This is a genomic window from Dietzia sp. B44, assembly GCF_014145245.1.
Classification (GTDB): Bacteria; Actinomycetota; Actinomycetes; order Mycobacteriales; family Mycobacteriaceae; genus Dietzia; species Dietzia natronolimnaea.
The window spans coordinates 988-20288 of record NZ_JAALEF010000516.1 but is presented as its reverse complement, the minus strand read 5'-3'; the positions used below and the strand labels follow the sequence as shown (position 1 = coordinate 20288).

At 63.8% G+C, this 19301-nt stretch carries 17 protein-coding genes; 8 read left to right on the top strand and 9 right to left on the bottom strand.

Translation table 11 applies throughout. The annotated features are described in order from the left end of the window. Positions 1-301 precede the first annotated feature (301 nt). Both G6017_RS15765 and G6017_RS15760 read left to right on the top strand, forming a co-directional pair. Positions 302-754: a transposase gene (locus G6017_RS15765; RefSeq protein ID WP_182610426.1), complete on the top strand. Its 453-nt coding sequence runs from the start codon at positions 302-304 to the stop codon at positions 752-754. After that, complete coding sequence (locus G6017_RS15760) at positions 751-1806, top strand: IS3 family transposase (RefSeq protein WP_082924038.1); 1056 nt, start codon at positions 751-753, stop codon at positions 1804-1806. The genes G6017_RS15765 and G6017_RS15760 overlap by 4 nt, the downstream gene beginning before the upstream one ends. On the opposite strand, the gene G6017_RS15755 is transcribed toward G6017_RS15760, so the two are convergent. Then, on the bottom strand, positions 1759-2883 hold the full coding sequence (locus tag G6017_RS15755; RefSeq protein WP_182618197.1) for a hypothetical protein: 1125 nt from the start codon (positions 2881-2883) through the stop codon (positions 1759-1761). The two genes, G6017_RS15760 and G6017_RS15755, sit on opposite strands and share 48 nt — an antisense overlap. Positions 2884-3279: 396 nt before the next feature. Beyond that, positions 3280-3669, bottom strand: a complete 390-nt coding sequence (locus G6017_RS15750) for a heavy metal-responsive transcriptional regulator (protein WP_007928756.1) — start codon at positions 3667-3669, stop codon at positions 3280-3282. A 105-nt stretch (positions 3670-3774) separates the two neighbouring features. On the opposite strand from G6017_RS15750, the gene merA reads away from it, so the two are divergent. From merA to G6017_RS15725, 6 genes are all read left to right on the top strand, one after another. Further along, positions 3775-5175 carry a mercury(II) reductase gene (gene merA, locus G6017_RS15745; RefSeq protein ID WP_017838447.1) on the top strand — a complete coding sequence of 467 codons (1401 nt, stop codon included), beginning with the start codon at positions 3775-3777 and terminating at the stop codon, positions 5173-5175. A 131-nt stretch (positions 5176-5306) separates the two neighbouring features. Then, positions 5307-5666, top strand: coding sequence for a Cd(II)/Pb(II)-sensing metalloregulatory transcriptional regulator CmtR (gene cmtR / locus G6017_RS15740; RefSeq protein ID WP_031265333.1), 360 nt, complete (start codon positions 5307-5309; stop codon positions 5664-5666). Then, positions 5663-6259 (top strand): cadmium resistance transporter, encoded by a 597-nt coding sequence (locus G6017_RS15735; RefSeq protein ID WP_017838449.1) that lies wholly within the window; start codon positions 5663-5665, stop codon positions 6257-6259. The genes cmtR and G6017_RS15735 overlap by 4 nt, the downstream gene beginning before the upstream one ends. A 240-nt stretch (positions 6260-6499) precedes the next feature. After that, complete coding sequence (locus tag G6017_RS15730; RefSeq protein WP_182618195.1) at positions 6500-7288, top strand: recombinase family protein; 789 nt, start codon at positions 6500-6502, stop codon at positions 7286-7288. A gap of 1429 nt (positions 7289-8717) precedes the next feature. Then, positions 8718-9239 carry a KwaA family protein gene (locus G6017_RS17480; RefSeq protein ID WP_504739519.1) on the top strand — a complete coding sequence of 174 codons (522 nt, stop codon included), beginning with the start codon at positions 8718-8720 and terminating at the stop codon, positions 9237-9239. Further along, positions 9232-10173: a hypothetical protein gene (locus G6017_RS15725; protein ID WP_182611237.1), complete on the top strand. Its 942-nt coding sequence runs from the start codon at positions 9232-9234 to the stop codon at positions 10171-10173. Before G6017_RS17480 ends, G6017_RS15725 begins: the two co-directional genes overlap by 8 nt. Before the next feature lie 121 nt (positions 10174-10294). On the opposite strand, the gene G6017_RS15720 is transcribed toward G6017_RS15725, so the two are convergent. The 7 genes from G6017_RS15720 to G6017_RS15685 all read right to left on the bottom strand — a co-directional run bounded on the left by G6017_RS15720 (position 10295) and on the right by G6017_RS15685 (position 18915). Next, the gene (locus G6017_RS15720) at positions 10295-10684 is read right to left on the bottom strand and encodes a four-helix bundle copper-binding protein (RefSeq protein ID WP_228549190.1); all 390 of its coding nucleotides are present in this window, start codon (positions 10682-10684) and stop codon (positions 10295-10297) included. 181 nt (positions 10685-10865) lie between these two features. After that, positions 10866-12167 (bottom strand): APC family permease, encoded by a 1302-nt coding sequence (locus G6017_RS15715; RefSeq protein ID WP_182611236.1) that lies wholly within the window; start codon positions 12165-12167, stop codon positions 10866-10868. A gap of 67 nt (positions 12168-12234) precedes the next feature. Then, positions 12235-12831: a CueP family metal-binding protein gene (locus G6017_RS15710; RefSeq protein WP_182611235.1), complete on the bottom strand. Its 597-nt coding sequence runs from the start codon at positions 12829-12831 to the stop codon at positions 12235-12237. Between the two features lie 5 nt (positions 12832-12836). Further along, positions 12837-15011 (bottom strand): heavy metal translocating P-type ATPase, encoded by a 2175-nt coding sequence (locus G6017_RS15705; protein ID WP_206682243.1) that lies wholly within the window; start codon positions 15009-15011, stop codon positions 12837-12839. Between the two features lie 882 nt (positions 15012-15893). After that, positions 15894-16250, bottom strand: a complete 357-nt coding sequence (locus G6017_RS15695) for a metal-sensitive transcriptional regulator (protein WP_017838595.1) — start codon at positions 16248-16250, stop codon at positions 15894-15896. Beyond that, positions 16247-18619: a heavy metal translocating P-type ATPase gene (locus G6017_RS15690; protein ID WP_182611234.1), complete on the bottom strand. Its 2373-nt coding sequence runs from the start codon at positions 18617-18619 to the stop codon at positions 16247-16249. Before G6017_RS15690 ends, G6017_RS15695 begins: the two co-directional genes overlap by 4 nt. An 86-nt stretch (positions 18620-18705) precedes the next feature. Beyond that, positions 18706-18915 carry a heavy-metal-associated domain-containing protein gene (locus G6017_RS15685; protein ID WP_007625927.1) on the bottom strand — a complete coding sequence of 70 codons (210 nt, stop codon included), beginning with the start codon at positions 18913-18915 and terminating at the stop codon, positions 18706-18708. Positions 18916-19301 lie beyond the last annotated feature (386 nt).

Below are 19301 nucleotides of genomic sequence, written 5' to 3'. Positions count from 1 at the left end.
TACTTCATCGGTGAATTGAGGCTTAGGCCATCCCGGTGGTGGGTTGAAAATTAGGTTCATGGCTGGCTAGAGGCGCCTGATGCCAGATGGGTTGATCGGGGCCAGACCGTGCGGGTTTTTCGAGACCACCGCGCCGAGATGCTGGAGTGTTACGGCCGGGACAATCTCCGAGAGGTCCAGCTCGTTGAACGAGTCGCGGTCAACGGCTACAGCGGCAAAGGGAACCCTATCCGCCAGACTGAGGTGAGACACCCGGACTGGCTGGATGAGAGGCTGGGGCGCGACTGAAGGAGAACCCAGCATGACGATCACTGCTACCACTGCTGCGGCCGTGGAGGCCTTGCAGCCGACGCCGGTGCCGGCACAGGAGACGGTGGAATCCCCGCGGGCCGGGCGGCCGGCGCGGCGGACGTTCACCGCCGAGTACAAGCGGCGGATCGTCGCCGAGTACGACCAGGCCCCGGCCGGTGAGAAAGGCCGGGTGCTGCGGCGTGAGGGACTCTACGATTCCAGCGTCAAACAGTGGCGGGCCCAGATCGAAGCCGGAACACTGGGCAGGGTGTCCAAGAAGAAGCCTCGGGAGGGCCTGTCGCCGGAACAGGCGCGCATCGCCGAACTGGAAAAGCAGATCGGCAAGCTCGAGACGGACGCGGCCCGAAAGGACGAGGTCATCGCTGATCGTGACGCCGCTTTGGAGGTCATGGGAAAAGGTGTCGCGTTCTTGGAGGCGCTCTCGAAAAAGAACACGCGGTGAGCCGGGCGGCCTGGCGCACCTGGCAGGCCGAGACCGCGCAGCTGCTGACCGCGCTGCTGGGTGTGGTGCGCGCATGTGCGCTGGTTGGCCGGTCGCGGGCAACGCACCACCGCCAGGCGAATCCGAAGCCGCGCGCCTACGGCCCGCACCCCAAAGCCCGACATCCTGCCGAGCTCAGCGACCCGGACCGCGCCGCGGTGCTGGGCGTGCTCACCAGCGACGCTTACGCCGATCTGTCGGTGGCCCAGGTGTGGGCCCGAGAGCTCGACGCGGGCCGGTATCACTGCTCGCAGCGCACAATGCACCGCATCTTGGCCGCCCAGGCGATGAACGGCGAACGCCGCAGGCAGGCTACCCATCCGCCGCGCAAGATTCCCGAGCTGGTGGCGACCGCGGCAAATGACGTCTGGTCCTGGGATATTACGAAAATGCGGGGTCCGGCCAAGGGCGTCTGGTACCACGCCTATGTCGTCATCGACATCTTCTCCCGCTACGTCGTCGGGTGGCGGATCGAGACCGTCGAGGACGGCGAACTGGCGGCTGACCTGGTCGCTGACGCCATCGCTGAGCAAGGGCGGGCACCGGGGTATCTCCACGCCGACGGGGGCGCGGCGATGACCTCGAAGCCATTGGCCTCGCTGCTGGTCGACCTGGATGTCATCCGGTCGCACAATCGGCCGCGCACCAGCAACGATAACCCCTACAGCGAGTCTCAGTTCAAGACCATGAAGTACACACCGGACTACCCGGAGCGGTTCGCCAGCATCGGCCACGCCCGTGCCTGGATGAACCGGTTCACCCACTGGTACAACCACGAACACCGGCACAGCGGGATCGGACTGCACACCCCGGCCAGCGTCCACGACGGCACCGCCGATCACATCCGCGACAAGCGGCAGCTCGTGCTCGACGCTGCCTACGCCAAGCACCCTGAACGGTTCACCCGGCGCCCGCGCCCACCCCGGCTACCAGAGAAAGTGACCATCAACGACCCCGCAGCCCGATCAGCCGAAACTAGCCAGGCTCAACCGACCACTGCACGTCTCAATTGATTTGACACGCTCCGGAACGTAGGTCTCACGCCCTGTGGCGGGACTGATCGTCTCGGTGCCTAGCTCGAGTGAGATGCTGCGAATCAGCCCGCGGCGGTCAGCCTCGAAAACTTCATGCAAGCTACGCAGTGCGACAGCGTGCACGATGCCTGCGTAGCGGTCCTTGGCGGCCTTCTGCGAAAGCTGCGTCTCACCGATTTCGTCGGTGGACTTCGTGTACTTGTACGCCTTAATGGTTGGCACAGTCTCTGGACCAGGCATTGTGACCCGAAGCGTGAGCTCTGCTGTGGCCGGCTCGAACTCGGACTCATGACCCACAGGGAAATGCTCAGGGTAGACAGAGTTGGCCAGCACGATTCCGACATACTCCTGTACTGCCTCGACCGTGCCGTACCCGAGCCCGGCGATCAGTTGGTCTAACTCGTCGTTCTGTTCTCGCGCCGCACGCTCCCTCTCCGCGGACTCCGCCTCATACTGTGCGGTCGCTTTTGCCAGCGCTTGGAGCCGGACGCGCTCAAGCTCGGCATGCTCCGCAGCTTGTGCTGCCTGGCGCGCAGGAAGCGAATCCATCGCGGCCTGCCATGCCTGGTAATCGGCGGCGTAGCGGCGATCAACCTCGGCTTCGGCTGCGGCCAACTTCTTCTTCCGTCCGAACGGGCCTTTCGGTGGCGCAACTTCACGGCGTACGGGAAGTGGAGGCTCCGGGATCGGCGCTGGCGCGGGGACGGGGGTGCGGAGATCTGACCTGGGAAACGGTGGATGTTGGGCGGTCACACGTAAAGCCTCGAGATCGACATAGTCGTCTACGTCAAGGGTTGCCTCCAGAAGCCCGTCCAGTTCTGCATAGTGCTCAGCCAGCTCTGCATTTAGTGACTCCACCCGAGCTTGCATGGCTTCGACATGCGCTGCTCGGGCCTCGCGCTCCAATCGCTTACGGTCAGCTTGCGCGGAGCGCGCCGCAGCCACCTGCGCACGCTCCGCAGCCCGCTGCGCCTGCTCGGCACGCCGTACGGCTGCCACCTGCTGACGGGCTGCTGCACGCTGACGCTGCTCGGCCAGGCGAGCCTGCCGCTGCATCTCTGCGAGGAACCCACGTCGACGAGTCACTAACAACCTCCATAGTGGGATAGCACGCAGACCGGACAGGAGCCGTCGTTGATGATCTGTCCGATGTCATCACTGCGAACACGAAAAGTGGACAACGAGTCCTTATCTTAACGACTATCCAGACAAGGGCCGGGCAGTTCGTCGCGGTCACACCTGGAGCCCCGCCGTTCCTTGGGGTGCCGAGCGTCCGAGCGTCATGCTGCTGTCGATGACTCCTGCTCGCGGCAGGATCCCGTTGGGGTACACCCGTGCGGGACGGCATGCCGCCAACCGTCGCCGCTGTGGCTTTCGCCGTTATATGGCGGGGTTCTGTCGACGCTCTGTGGCGGCATCTGCTCATGGCGATACACGCGAGCACCGGTCTGGTCACAGATAGCGGCAGACGGTCGTGGTGTCGCATTTGGTGGGGTCGCTGGTGGTGGCACTGTGGTGAAGGTGCGCGACGGTGTGTCGCAGTGCTTGCAGGTCGGCGATTTGGCGGTCCAGGTCGCCCAGGTGGGCTTCGAGCAGGGCGTGCACGTGCTGGCAGGGTGCGACTCCGGCGTCGCGGATGTCGAGGATCTCGCGAATCTGGGCCAGGGTGAGCCCAGCGGTGCGGCCGCGGCGAACGAAGTCCAGGCGCGCCAGGGCCGCAGGGGTGTAGTCGCGGTATCCGTTGGCGGTGCGCTCAGGCGCAGGTAGTAGGCCGGCTTCTTCGTAGAAGCGCAGCGTCTTGGTTGTGGTGCCGCTGGCCACGGCCAACTCACCGATGCGCACAGTGGCCCCTTTCTCGGCTCTCGTCCATGTTCGCCTTGACCTTCCCCTGCGCTGGAACGTCCACTATGGACGCTGAAGAGGGGTCACGCGAAGGAAGGTGGGCAAATGGGTGTGGACTACGACGTCGATCTGGCCGTGATCGGCTCAGGAGGCGCGGCGATGTCCGCCGCCATCGCGGCCAGCCAGGCCGGTAAGAGCGTCGTGCTGGTTGAGCGCGGTGTTCTGGGCGGGACGTGCGTGAACATCGGCTGCGTGCCGTCCAAGACGCTCCTGGCGGCCGCCGGGGCCCGGCACGCCGCGCTCACCAATCCCTTCAAAGGTGCCCCAACGTCAGCCGCACCGGTGAACCTCGGCGATCTGGTGGCCCAGAAGGACGCACTCATCGAGCGCCTGCGTGATGCGAAGTACGCCGATGTGGCCGCTGCCTACGGCTTCCAGGTCCGCCCAGGCCAGGCCAGCTTCCTGGACGGGGACACCCTGGCCGTCGACGGCCAGGCGCTGCGGGCCCGGGCCTATCTGGTCGCCACCGGTGCCACCCCCGCCATCCCGGAGGTGGTCGGTCTCGACTCTGTGGACCGGCTGACGTCCACCACCGCGATGCAGCTGACCGAGCTGCCTGAGTCCCTGGTCGTTATCGGTGGCGGGTACGTCGGGATGGAGCAGGCCCAGCTGTTCGCTCACCTCGGCACCCGGGTCTCTGTGGTCGGGCGTCTGGCGCCGCACGCCGAGCCGGAGCTGGCCCAGAGACTTCGGGAAGTCTTCACCGACGACGGCATCACCGTGGTCGAAGAGCGCGCGACCACTGTGGCCCGCGAACCAGGCCCCGCAGGAGAGGTGGTGGTGACCACGGACTCGGGCGAACAGGTGCGCGGCGCGCAGGTCCTGGTGGCCACCGGACGCCTGCCCCGCACCGACGGCCTGAACCTGGCCGCTGCCGGTGTGGACGTGGACGAGCGCGGCTTCGTCGTGGTCGACCAGACCCAGCGCACCTCCAACCCGCGCGTCTGGGCCGCCGGTGACGTCTCGGGGGCTCCCCAGTACGTCTACGCCGCCGCCGCCGGCGGTCGGGCCGCCGCGCTCAACGCCCTGACCGAGGACAGGTACCCGCCGGCAGCTCGGGTCGACTACGCCGGCTTTCCTGCGGTCGTGTTCACCCGGCCCCAGCTGGCCTCGGCGGGGTTGACCGAGGACGAGGCCCTCACCCGAGGGCACGCGTGCGACTGCCGCGTCCTGGACCTGTCCGATGTCCCCCGGGCGCTCGTCCAGCACGACACCCGCGGGGCGGTGAAGCTCGTCGCCGACGCCGTGAGCGGCAAGGTTCTGGGCGTGCACGCTCTGGCGGACGGGGCCGGGGAGATCATGCTGGCGGCCACCTACGCCATCAAAAGCGGCATGACCGTCGACGATCTGGCCGACACCTGGGCGCCGTACCTGACCATGAGCGAAAGCCTGCGCATCGTGGCCGGCCTCTTCCGAAACCAGATGCCGACGTCATGCTGCGCCTGAAACCCGCGGCCCCAGCGGGGTGGACGAGGGCTCCCGCGGCGGCCCGCCTGGCGCCGTGAATGTGCCTTAAAAACCTTTAGGTTTTTAGGGCGTTGTCACAACAGTTCAGCAGACGCTGTATAGTTCAGCAAGTGCTGACTATTGCTTCTCGTGTCGATGTGATGAACCGGTTAGGGCGGGCGATGGCCGACCCGACACGGTCCCGAATACTGCTGACCTTGCTGGAGCAGCCGGCCTACCCGGCGGAGCTGGCCCGGGATCTGGAGCTGACACGGTCGAACGTGTCGAACCATCTGGCATGCCTGCGCGACTGCGGGATCGTTGTCGCAGTGCCCGAAGGTCGCCAGACCCGGTATGAGATCGCAGACCCGCACTTGGCCCGGTCGCTATCTTCCTTGGTCGAGATCACCCTCGCGGTCAACGAAAACGCCTCCTGCTTGGAGCCCGACTGCTCAGTGCCGGGTTGTCACGCCACGGAGGTGCAGGCGTGATCCTGTCCTCGGCCCTGCAGGCGATCGGCCTGTTCATTGCCACCAATATCGACGACATCATCGTCCTGTCGCTGTTTTTCGCCCGCGGAGCAGGCCAACGCGGAACCACCGCACGCATTCTGGCCGGCCAGTATCTCGGGTTCGCCGGCATCCTCGGCGTGGCTGTGCTCGTCTCCCTGGGCGCGGGAGTCTTCCTGCCCCCGCAGGCCATCCCTTACTTCGGGCTGATCCCACTGGGCTTGGGACTGTGGGCCGCGTGGCAGGCCTGGCGCGGGGACGATGATGACGACGATGCAAAGGTCGAGGGCAAGAACGTCGCCGTGTGGACCGTGGCCGGCGTAACCTTCGCCAACGGTGGAGACAACATCGGCGTTTACGTCCCCGTCTTTCTCAACGTGGGCCCGGGAGCCGTGGTCGCCTACTGCATCGTGTTCCTGGTGCTGGTGGCGGGACTGGTGGGCCTGGCAAGGTTCGTCGCCACCCGCCGACCGATCGCCGAAGTCCTGGAGCGCTGGGAACACATCCTGTTCCCGATTGTCCTGATCGGCCTAGGCGCCTTCATTCTGATCAGCGGCGGAGCATTCGGACTCTGACAAAACAGACGCAAACCCGGCCGCCCACCCGTGAGTCGCCGACTCGCTCTAACCCTTTCGGCCAGAACGCCCGATTGGTACGTCGTACGTCGCCGCCAAGAAGTAACCACAGAAGACCGCCACAAAGCGATCAAGTCCACAGTCGCCGCTGTGTCACAGGGTCTAGTTCGGCACTTATGAAACACCTTCCCGTGGGGTCTAGGATCTATTGATACAGATTCCGGACGAAAGGGTCTCCTCATGGCTGATCGAATCGGGACGTTGCTCAACCGTTCTGGTGATGGTGGCGAGGAGGTGCTCATCGTCAGCCGCGGGAGCGTGCGGACCCGCTTTCGTCGCCGGGACGAGCTGGGCTGGAACTTTCGGGTGGAGTCGACGGACTCGGAAAACATCATCGAAGGGAAACCGGAGTCGAAGCCGAAGCCAGCTCGCCGGGCCTCGCGTCCGCGTGGACAGCGAGTGGCGTACGTGCGGGTGTCGGCCGCGGATCAGAACGAGGCGCGTCAGCTCGAGGCGGTGGGGGAGTGCGACCGGGTCTATATCGAGAAGCAGTCCGCTCGCTCTCGTGCCGATCGGGTGAAGCTAGAAGAGTGCATCAGGTACCTGCGCGACGGCGACGAGCTGGTTGTTGCGTCGATGGACCGACTCGCTCGTTCCCTGGTCGACCTCAAGCAGATCGTCGGCGAGATCACCGCGAAGGGCGCGAGCGTGGAGTTCGTCCACGAGCGGGCCACCTACGCCGCCGGCGCCCAGGACCCGCGAGCCGACCTCATGCTCTCACTGCTCGGTGCGTTCGCCGAGTTCGAGCGAGCCATCATCCGTGAACGCCAGGCCGAGGGCATCGCCATCGCCAAAGCAAAGGGCAAGTACAAGGGACGCAAACGCGTCCTGACCGACGAGCAGATCGACAAGGCGCGAGCCCGCATCGAGGCGGGGGAGGGGCCATCGGCGATCGCACGTGATCTGGGGGTCGGGCGATCGACGCTCTATCGCGCGCTGCAGAGAGAAGTGCAGAAAGGGGTTCGCTGAAGCCGGGATGGACTCAGCTGCTGCTCTCGGCTTAGTTGCACGACCCAGTAGTGAGGACGGCAATGCTGAGCCAGCAGATTGTTGTTAGGTCATACTTATGTGCATCCTGAGGCATATCTGGCTTCAGACTCATTCGTCGAAGGGGTCGCGGTGGAAGACATTCAGGTGGATGGGAGTGGCGATCTTCGGTGTTCAAACTGTGGCGGGAAGAGCTTTACGCGAAAGCGCACCAGGAGAGCGAAGATCCTCGGCGCCACCGCTGGCGTAGCGACGGTGGGCGTAGCGGGCTTGGCTGCTCCTCTCGTCGCAACGCAAAAGCTTTACTGCCAATCGTGCGGTACGTACAACCGCATGGGGGCAGCCAAGCCGTACAAGCCGAAGTCGCCATCACCGGCGAAGCCTGCGACGTCGAGCCCCGTTAGCAGCAGTACTCGGACCCCGGGCCGGCCACCAAGGAAGTCCTCCAAGTCCGAAGATATATTGTTCACGCTTTTTCTAGCCGGATTGTTCCTTGCTCTCTTTATTTGGGCGTTCACCGCAGGAAGTATCCTTTGGTCAATCGTGACCGGACTTCTCTTGGCCTTCTGCGTCTTCCTTGTCTTCACTGCAGTCACATTGGAGCGATCAGATGTGTCCCCTCCAAGGCCAGGTGCACGGGACGCAGACGCGGCCTGACCGGCGAGCAGGTCGCCGAAGCGCGGGACCGCCTCAAAGCGGGGGAAGAGCCATCAGCGATTGTCCGCGACCTCGTGTTTGGGCGATCGAAGAATACGGCGCCGATTGTCGGGGTCGACCAGCTCGCCCCGATCTCGGATCCAGAGAAGCCCCCGGAGGAGCACGTCGCTGGATTAGGAGTGCCACACAAGGCCGTGATGTCTCCACATTTGCTGCGCTACTTGTACGTGCCACACCGACAAGAGCCGGGTTTAGGGTTCGTGCTGCGCGAGCCGGAAGTCAACGGTTCGCTCACGAAGAGTCGCGTTAGACGATCGTCAAACGCGACAGCGTCTGACGCAAATTATGGGAAGTCCCGTTACTGGCGGGCGGGTCCGAGGCCGCTGCCCTGTCGGGGCCCCTCAGATCCAAGCAAATGAGAGGGGTGCCCTCCCCTCGACTCGCAAAGGAGGTGGCGGGACACCCCTGGGGCGGTTCAGAGCGGTTCGGGGCGGCAGTGCTCAGCTTCGCAACTCGATTTCCTGCCCAGTGTCGGATCAGCATGCGACTATCGCCCAATGAACACGAGACTCCGAGCGGATGGCCTCCGCATGCCGGCTGTCTACCCAAATCGATTTCTTGGCCTCTTTGCACGTGCGCATCTTTGTGAGGGCGGTGTGGTGCAGCACACTGTTCTGGGATTGTCTCCCTCCCACGCCGCTAGGCGCGCACGGAGGCAGGAGACAAAAATGCTTTGTGAGCAAGCAGGATTGGGATGACACGGATCTGGTTGTTCATTTCTGCACTAGCGCCGGCGCTACTCGTTGTAGGCTTTCGCTTGGTTGCAAGTCATCGGTTTATCGGTATAGCACTATTCGCGTTAGCGACAGTCGCTATACTTACGGTGTTTTTTATACTAAAAGCGCGGAGCTCGGTAGTCCCAAGGTTGTTCGTAATAAGCGAATCGAGGGACGAAACTCAACAAGTACCGACTTATTTACTAACTTTCATTGTGCCATTTTTATTTGTAGATATCAATGATTGGGGAAACGCTGCAGCGTATTCGGTGCTAATCGTCTTGATTGCAATCTTGCTGTACCGCACCGATCTCTCTCTCGTCAATCCGGCACTGCTCGCTCTGGGGTACCACATATACTCGATTCGGGACGGAGGAGGGCATGAGTCCTTGATTGTTTCCCGAACGCGCCCCCGGGTCGGGGCGAGTATCGCGGCGGTCCCGCTATCTGGCCACATATACAAAGTCGATGTAAATGAAACGGAGCGCATGAATGAGTGACGTGGGTATTGATGTTCAGAACATCGATGTAAGCTCAGCGATGACACTGGTGGTCGGATGGACATCTGGGAAAAGTCTAAAATTGCGGCAGGTACTCTTAAGTCAAGAGGTAGCAGCTGCCTTCCGGGATGTGGTCCAGAACGCCTCGAGTCAACTGGCACAAAGAGAGCCTGCCGACTGGACGCCCGATGCTGACCTATCTCCAGAGACCTATTTAGTGCTAGACGTCGACCAGGTGGGAGATGCCCCCAATCTCGCCGCCGAACATTCTGGCGAAAAGTTCCTGTCAGTTCTTGGATGGGCGGAGCGATTAGAGGAGATTAATCCCAAGCATCTCCCTGCAGGAGACCTTTCCTTTTATGCAATTGTAGTTGGAGAGGCTGGCGACAGGGCTGTGTTTATCCGCAGATCAAATCCTCGCCGGGGACTTAAGAGGGGACGTATATACTCCACGCTGTCAGACACTCTGCAGCGCGTGGAGGACCCAATATTTGCGTTCGATGAATGGATCGATTTGGTTTCTTTCCGCGGCAAGTTGGGGATCTTTAGTCAAACTGTCTTTTCTGCCTTTTTTCGCGACCAGGAAACTTTGGCAAAAAAGATTCCTGAATGGATTACTATCCTTGCGGCGTCGGTTCCGATGGAGTCCGTCAGTCAAGACTTACTCGAAACTCGAGTAAAGAGAGATTCGCGCCTTAAGGCACGTCTGGAAGCGATAGTTAGACGGGATCATCTATCGAGCGTGTCGAGCAGTGACCTGCGTCTGGCAATGGAAGAAAATGAACTAGATCCAGACAGGTTGATGGGTGTCGGTGGAAAGTTGCGTTTCGAGGTGGACGACATTCCACAGGTGCTTTATTTTTTGAATGAGGACCTGTTCACTGGGTCTCTCTCGAAGACTGGATTTCGAGCTGACAAAAAAGCCGCTCGATAGTTTTTCTGCTGTGCCGCGGACGTCATGTCGGTAATCGCTACGCTTTACATAAGGCATGGATATCGGCGGGTGGCCCAGCCTGGTCGATTGTCGTACGACCGACCAGGCCGGGCATTGATCGTTAGCTGATCGCGGACAGGAGTTCGGTGCAGGCCTGTTCGCATTTGCGGCAGGCTTCGGCGCAGACTCGACAATGCTCGTGCATGTCCTCGTGCTTCTTACACTCGGTGGCACATTCTGCGCATGCTGTCCGGCATGCCTCGAGCGTGGTCTTGACCGTGGCGAGGTTCTGCCCGGTGCGACGGCTGAGGATTTTGCCAGTGGTTGCGCAGAGATCGGCGCAGTCAAGGTTGAGGCGAATGCAGTTCCGTAGGTCTGCGACCATCTCTTCGGCCAGGCAGGCGTCAGCGCACGAGGTGCAAGTCTGTGCGCATTCGAGACACGCGGCGATGCAGTCGGCAAGCTTCTGCACGTCTATGCCGGAAGCGTCGTTGGGGTGGGTTTCGATCATTGAAGTGATGTGAGACATCGATGTGCTCCCTTCTTCTCCGAGTCGTCGCTGGAGGCGCCCAGCTAACGCCGACGCTACTGATGCGCAGAACTGGCTACAGTCCCTCGGTTCGACCTTCGCAGAATCTTTGTAATAACAAGCGTCCAATACCCGTTGTATCGGCTTTTCGCAGAAGGGCGGATCATTGTGCGGAGCGGTGACGCACGGTGATCCACTGCGCTGTGATGATGACTAGGGCCACGATCGCGGTGATGCCCAGCGTGAGTGGGTCGGACTGCGCCTTGAGCAGGAGGAAGGGTACGAGCACTGCGACGTCGAGGACGATCGCGACCCACGGGATCCACGCCTTGGCATTGACGTCGTCCTTGAGGCGTCGGACGATCCCGTAGTGGATGGCGATGTCCATTGCCAGGTACAAGATCGCCCCCAGGGAGGCGATCTGTGACAGGTCGAAGAAGGCTGCCATGAGGATCGCCAGGCCGGCTGTGATGTAGAGCGACTGGTGTCCGCCGGCCCCGGGTAGTCCCGGCACCTGGCCCATGTCGCGGAGCATGTCGTAGAGCTTGGAGACAGAGAACAAGCTCGCGATGAGTCCTGACAGCGTCGCCACCACCGCGATGATCACGGTCAGCGTGACGCCCCAGGATCCGAACATCGGCTTGGCAGCCTCGGCGAGGGCGTAGTCGCGGGCCCCGATGATCTGCGGAACGGTCAGGCTGGCGGTTACTGCGACGGTGATCAACAGGTAGAGGACGGTGCACAGGGCGATGGAGATCATGATGGAGCGGCCGATGTTGCGCTCCGGGTCCCGTAGGTCCGCGCCCTGGTTGGTGATCGTGGTGAAGCCCTTGTAGGCCAGGATGCACAGGGTCACCCCGGCCAGAAAGCCCATCCAGCCGTGCTCCGGTGGGGTGCGTTCGGCGACGGTGAACAGTCGGTCCAGCGAGGACACGCCCGCGGCCAGGATGCCGGCGATCGCCAGCACAGCGATGCCCACGATCTTGAGCGCCGCGGTAGCGGTGGCTGACCGCTCGACCCACTGGTTGCCCACCAGGTTGACCAGCGCGGCGGCGGCGATGGCGAGCACTGCCAGCACCGGCACCCACAGGGAGGAGTCCTGCATGCCGAACGGCCGCAGCACGTAGGTGCCGAAGGTCCGCCCCAGCAGGGACTCGGCGAGGATCATCGACACGTACATGAACAGGGAGAACGTGCCGGCCGCCACCCCGGGCCCGTAGGCGGCTTTGAGCAGCATCGCGATCCCGCCCGAGGACGGGTTGATGGCCGAGTACCGGATGTAGGAGTAGGAACTGAACGCCACTACCACCGCGCCGGCGAGGAACGCCCACGGCACCCAGCCGCCGGCCAATTCCGCGACCTGGCCCACGAGGGCGAAGATGCCGGCTCCGATCATTACCCCGGTTCCCAGCGCGACGGATCCGGTGAGAGTGAGCTTGTCTTGGGACTGTGTGCTGTGGTCCATGCTGACCGCACTACCTTCCTGCCGGTGGGTGGCCGCGTCGGTGGCGATATCGGCGCGAGTGGGGATGTCAGGCGAGTTGCATAGTGGTCAGGCAGGTGAGGTCATCGTCGCCCGTGGAGATCGGAGCGGTGGCCGTTCTGCCGTCGTGGTCGATGGTGAGCGTGGCCGTGATGCCTCGCGGTAGCCAGAGCCCGAGAAAGCCGTTGTCGTAGGTGATGCGCGGTTCGTCGATGAGGGTGTCACCGGAGGCGTTATCGGTGACTGTGACGTGCACCTGTTCGTTGGCGATCTCGCCGAGGCAAGTGGTCAGGCTGTGGAATCGGCAGGGGTGGGTGCTCGTGTAATACGGAGCCACTGACAGATAGAACTGGTCCTCTGGAATAGGAATCGTCTCGAGGCTCTCATCGCCACTGGTCAAGACGAGCTCAGTCGGCTGCACCGAGGCGATCAGATCGTTCGGCCTGTCGGCCACCGGCATGGTGTCGAGCGTGTTGATGATCTGGGGTGCCTCGAGGCCGGCGAGATCGTAGGACTCCAACGAGGTGACGGGTGGTTCTGTCGACGCGTTGCCTGACGGTCCGGTCGAGCAGCCGGCGAGAGTCAACGCGGCGGCAGCAAGGAACGCGGATGCGACTCGTCGCCGAGAGGTGTCGGTGGTTGTCATGGTGGTTATCCTCGCTCCATCGCTCTTGTGACGGATTCTGGGCTCAGGTCGAGGCGCCGCAGCAGCTGGGCGTTGAGGGCAACAACGACTGTTGACAGCGACATGAGGATGGCGCCGACGCTCATGGGCAGCACGAATCCGATCGGAGCCAACACGCCGGCGGCGAGAGGCACGGCGGCAAGGTTGTAGCCGGCGGCCCACCACAGGTTCTGCTTCATCTTGCGGTAGCTCGCCCGGGAGAGTTCGATGACCGAGAGCACAGAGCGGGGATCCGATGAGGCCAGGATGACGCCGGCGGAGCCGATCGCCACGTCGGTCCCGGCGCCGATGGCGATGCCCACATCGGCTTGGGCCAGTGCGGGCGCGTCGTTGACCCCGTCGCCGACCATGGCGACCTTCTTGCCTTCGTGCTGGAGTTGGGCGACCTTGGCGGCCTTGTCTTCTGGCCGGACCCCGGCGAAGACCCGGTCGATGCCGAGCTCGGCGGCGACGGTGTCAGCGACGGCCTGAGCATCGCCGGTGATCATGACGACCTGCGCACCGGCAGCATGGAGCGCGTCGACGGCGTCACGGGACTCGGGCCGGATCTCATCGGCCAACCGCAGCGCGCCGATCACCCGGCCCTCGGCGAGGACGTGCAGGATGATCGCGCCCTCGGTACGCCACTGATCGGCGACGGGGAGTTCGTCGCGATCGTGCTGGTCGAGGAGATAGGGGCCGCCGACCTCGACCACGGTGCCCTCCACCGTGGCCTTCACGCCCACAGCTGGCGAGGAGGAGAAGTCGGTCGCCTTCGCCACGGTCAGTTCGCGGGCCCTTGCGGCCCCGACCACGGCTCTGGCGAGCGGGTGCTCGCTGTCGCTCTCGGCCGCCGCGGCGAGGGCGAGTACCTCGTCTTGGGTGTGTCCCTCGATCGGTTCGATTCCGGTGACGGTGGGTTCGCCCTTGGTCAGGGTGCCGGTCTTGTCGAACAGGACGGCGTCGACGGTGCGCATCGATTCGAGCGCGAGGCGGTCCTTGATCAGTACGCCGCCGCGGGCGGCGCGTTCGGTGGCGATCGAGACCACCAGCGGGATCGCCAATCCCAGGGCGTGCGGGCAGGCGATCACCAGCACGGTGATCGTGCGCACCACCGCCGCATCCGGCATCCCCAGAACACTCCAGATGACAGCGGTGATCGCCGCCGATGCGAGGGCGAACCAGAACAACCAGCCGGCCGCGGTGTCGGCGATGCGCTGGGCACGCGAGGAGGATGCCTGCGCGTCGGCCACCAGCTTCTGAATTCCGGCCAGGGCAGTGTCGTCACCGATTGCGGAGACTTCGACGCGCAAGCCGGAGTCGGTGGCCACCGTGCCGGCGACCACTTGCTCGCCGATCTCACGGCGGACCGCCTTGGACTCGCCGGTGACCATGGATTCGTCCATGCTGGCCGAGCCGTCGATAATCTTGCCGTCGGCGGGCACAGAAGCACCGGGGCGGACAATCACGACGTCGCCGACCGCCAGATCGGCCGGTGCGACGGTGACCACGTCGTCGCCGTCGACCTTCTCGGCCTCATCGGGTAGCAGTGCCGCCAGGGAGTCGAGTGCAGAGGTGGTTTGCGCCAGGGAGCGCATCTCGATCCAGTGGCCCAGCAGCATGATGACTACCAGCAGCGCCAGTTCCCACCAGAAGTTCAGCTCATGATCCAACAAGCTCAGGCTTGCGCCCCAGGAGGCGATGAACGCCACGGTGATCGCCAAGCCGATGAGCAGCATCATGCCGGGTTGACGAGCGCGGACCTCGGAGAGAGCGCCGGTCAGGAACGGCCGGCCGCCCCAGAGGTAGATCACTGTGCCCAGGATGGGGGAGACCCACCACACCCATCCGGCGTCGGGCAGCTGGTAACCGATGAGGTCGGCGAACATCTCGTTGAAGCCGACCACCGGCACCGCCAAGACGAGCATGATCCAGAACAAACGTCGGAACTGCCCGACATGGTCTCCGTGCCCGGCATGACCGCCATGGTCTTCATGGCCAGCGTGATGCTGCCCCGCATGGGCGTGGCCCGTCGTCTCCTGGGGCCCGTCCGGGTGATGGTGCTCAGCTACCGCCGTGTCTCGCTCGTTGAGGTGCCCGGCCGCGGCTCCGCCGGATCCGTGACTGTGGGCGTGGTCATGATGATCGTGCGACTGATTCATTTGGTCCCTTCCGTCTTGTCCATTGCCACCTGGTTGGCGTGATCTTCGAGCGGCATGCGTCCGGCAGCTTCGATATGCAGGAGTTTCGAGGGAGTGAAACAGCAAGAACATGATTCCCTGACAGCGGTGAGCCCTAGCGCATGATGTGTTCTAGGGGTCATGGACATCTCTTCCCGTGGGGCCAAGTAGCAGTTGCTCCGGGCCACGAGCCGATACCGCCGCAGGGTATCGAATCGTGCTGACATCTGTGCTCGGCCGACCACGTTCGTGACACCGCCCATCCCAGGATCGCCGTTCCCGTCGGTGATGACGCACGTCCTGGCGTTCTGGGGTCCGGCCGACAGTCAGGATCGTGGGTGAGCCAGCGGATTGTGGTGGAGATTGTGTGAAGGTTTGCTCAAGATGTTCGTCAGGGGAGTGGTTCGGGCTGGCGCCACGATGATGGCGGCTCCCTTCTAGGGCGCTCGGAACGATGGAAGCACCCTCCGCCGCTGCTGGTCTTTCGGGCGCCCAAGGGCGTGGGCCAGGGTGAGCTGCCTTTGGCCCGACTCCGTAGCCACATTGCTCGAACCCGAAGGCTTTTTCGGTGACGACCTGCGGTGATGGCCTGGGACGATTGGAACAACCGGGTTGCCAGCCCGGGATAGGGCCCGCGAGTTCGTCGAGCTAACCGGCGGCGTCGACCGGATCCTGAATTCGATCAGATGTCATGTTCTCTCCTGGTTTCTGCCGTGCGAGTTCATTGGCTTTCCCACCCGCAAACTATACCCCAACGGGGTATGTTGGTGAGGCGTGTTCACCGAATTTCGGGGCTCGGCTACATCCGCGAAGCATCCTGCTCGCGACCTTGCCGGGGCCTCCCATGCACCTACCCGCCCCCGCTTAGCGGGAGAAGCGGGCGATGGCGTCGGCCACTTCCTTGAATTTGATCTCTGCGGCCTCGTCGGACTCGTTCACTGCGTCGGCGACGCAGTGGCGCATGTGGTCGTCGAGCAGGCCGAGGGCGACGTTGCGCAGTGCGGAATTGATGGCGCTGACCTGGGTGAGGATGTCGATGCAGTACTGCTCCTCATCGATCATGCGGTGGATGCCCCGCACCTGGCCCTCGATCCGCTTGAGCCGGGCCTTGTAGCGGTCCTTTTCCTTCATGTAGCCGTGGTGACTGTGGGTCTCGCAGCCAGCGGCTTCGGCATCGTGCTCGGCTGCAGGGTCGATGGCGAGGTCCGGGGTATCCGTCATTGCTGGCTCCTGGTCTGGTCGTGGTTGGGGGTCGCGTGGCTTGAGGTGAACCCGCGCAGGCGTAGGGAGTTGGTCACCACGAACACACTCGAGAACGCCATTGCGACGCCTGCGAGCATGGGATTGAGCAGTCCGATCGCAGCGACGGGGATCAGTGCGACGTTGTAGGCGAACGCCCAGAATAGGTTGCCCTTGATGGTGCCCAGGGTCCGGCGTGACAGCCTGATCGCGTCCACGGCGGATCGCAGGTCGTCGTTCATCAGAGTGATGTCGGAGGCTTCGATCGCCACGTCCGTGCCGGCGCCCATCGCCAGTCCGAGCTCGGCCCGGGCGAGAGCTGCCGCGTCGTTGACGCCGTCGCCGACCATGGCGACGTTCTTGCCCTTGGCCTGCAGTTTCTCGATCTGGGCGACCTTGTCGTGGGGCATGACCTCGGCGATCACGTTGGCCGGATCAATGCCGACCTCGCTGGCCACGACACGTGCGGCTCCGGCGTTGTCGCCGGTGAGTAGCCACGGGGTCAATCCGAGAGCTTTGAGTCCGGCTACCGCCTCGGCGGAGGTGGGCTTGACGGTGTCGCGGACGGTGATCACGCCCGCGACGGTGCCGTCGATCTGGGCGACCACAGGGGTGCCGCCCTGCTTCTGGGCATCGTCGAACGCGGTCCGCAGGTCCGCCGGCAGGGAGCCCTCAGGGCGACCAATGGTCACCACGGCACCGTCGACGGTGCCCGTGACGCCACGGCCTGCAGTATTGGTGAACCCGGTGACCTCCGGCAGAATGGCGGATCCGGCCTCCCTGTCGGCCACGGGGCCCTCGCCCGCCAGACTCTTTGCACCCTCGCGGGCGATGGCCTGGGCGATCGGGTGCTCGGACGCGGCCTCCACCGCAGCGGCCTTGACCAGCAGATCCGTCCGGTCGAATCCGGCGGCAGTGGTGACCTGGCTGACGGACATCACTCCGGAGGTGACGGTGCCGGTCTTGTCCATGACGATGGTGTCGACGCGCCGGGTGGACTCTAGGACCTCGGGCCCCTTGATGAGCAGTCCCATCTGGGCGCCGCGGCCGGTACCGACCAGGAGTGCGGTGGGAGTGGCCAGGCCCAGTGCGCACGGGCAGGCGATGATGAGCACGGCCACGGCGGCGGTGAACGCGGTGGCCAGTCCCGCTCCCACCACAAACAAGTGCACGAGCAGGGTGATGATCGCGATGACGATCACGATGGGCACGAAGACCTGCGAGATGCGGTCGACCAGTCGTTGGACCGGGGCCTTCTTGGACTGCGCCTCGGTGACCAGCTTGGCCATCTGGGACAGTGTGGTGTTCTCGCCGGTGCGGGTGACCTCGATCAGCAGTCTTCCCGAGGTGTTCATGGTTGCGCCGGTCACCGTGGAGCCGGACGTGACCTCAACCGGGACGGATTCGCCGGTGAGCATGGACTCGTCGATCGCGGACGAACCCTCGGTGACGCGACCGTCGGTGGCGATCTTTTCGCCCGGGCGCACCACGACGATGTCGCCGACCTTCAACTGACCCACGGGGATGCGGACCTCGACGCCGTCGCGGAGGACGGCGGCGTCCTTGGCTCCCATGTCGAGGAGCGCCTTGAGTGCGGCGGAGGACTGCCCCTTGGCCTTGGTTTCAAACCAGCGGCCCAGCAGCAGGAAGGAGATCACCACGGCGGCGGTCTCCAGATAGATCTCGTCCATCGTGGAGTTTGTGGGCAGCAGATGCACTTCCATGGTCATGCCGGGCATGCCGGCGTTGCCGAGGAACAGTGCCCACAGTGACCAGAGGTAGGCGGCCGCCGTGCCCATGGAGACCAGGGTGTCCATGGTGAACGAGCCGTGCCGCAGGTTGGCGAGGGTGGCCTTGTGGAAGGGTGCGCCTCCCCAGAAGAAGATGGGGGTGACCATGGTCAGCACGGCCCACTGCCAATTGGTGAACTGCAGTGCCGGGATCATGCTCAGCAAGACCACCGGGACCGTGAGTGCAGCCGAGACAATCAGACGGTGTTTGAGGTCTGCGGTCTCGCGTTCCCTGGCCTCCTCGATCTGGTCTCGGGGACCGGCGCCGCCACCTGCGGAAGTTGCGTCCACAGCCTGGTCGTCGTCATTCTTCATCGTGAACGCGTCGTATCCCGCACCGCGCACGGTCTCGATGAGCGCGTCCGTGTCGACCTTGCTCGGGTCGAAGGAGATGGACGCGGACTCGGTGGCGAAGTTGACCGTGGCGTCCACCCCGTCGAGCTTGTTGAGCTTGCGCTCGACCCGCCCCGAGCACGAAGTGCAGGTCATGCCCGTGACGCCCAGATCTATGTCGATCAGATCCACCGCGGGGTGCATCTGGGAGGGTTGAGTCTGGGTCATCGAGGATCAATCCTTCACGGTGAACGGGTGGTGTGCTCGGGGCCAGGGATCTCGCCAGCTGCTGGGGCTGGCGAGATCGCTTCGCGTCAAGAGGTGACGGTGTAGCCGGCTTCCTTGACGGCGGCGACGACCTGCTCGTCGGTGAAGCCCTCGCCGGAGACCGACACCGTTCCGGTCTTGCTCGAGGCCTCCACCATGGAGACGCCCGCGATTTCGCCGACTTCCTCCTTGACCGACGACTCACAGTGTCCGCAGGTCATGCCCTGGACGGTGTACTCCTTGGTGCTGGTAGCCATGACGGCTCCTTCCGTTGACGGGTGTAGTTCGTTGAGACATCCGATGGCTCGGATCAATCCGAACACCAATGAACCTATACCCCGTAGGGGTATTGGCCAAGGGTGATGTTCGCTTGTGTCCGCGGCTCACTCCGCCTGCACTCTGATCGCCCGGACGCCGTATGGATTGACCAGTAGGCGGGCGCAAGAGCCGTGGCGGCAAGGTCTTTGGAAGCGCGGAGACGAGCTCACCGTGCTGGCGGTGCAGCGCGAACCAGGCCCTTGCCGCCGCAGTTGAGCAGTTCGTCATAGAGACGGGCGACGCGTATTAACGCAGGCCAACACCCGGCCATGTCTGTATCCGCAACCAATTGTTCGGAACCCTGGCCGAGGGCCTCTTAGGCTAG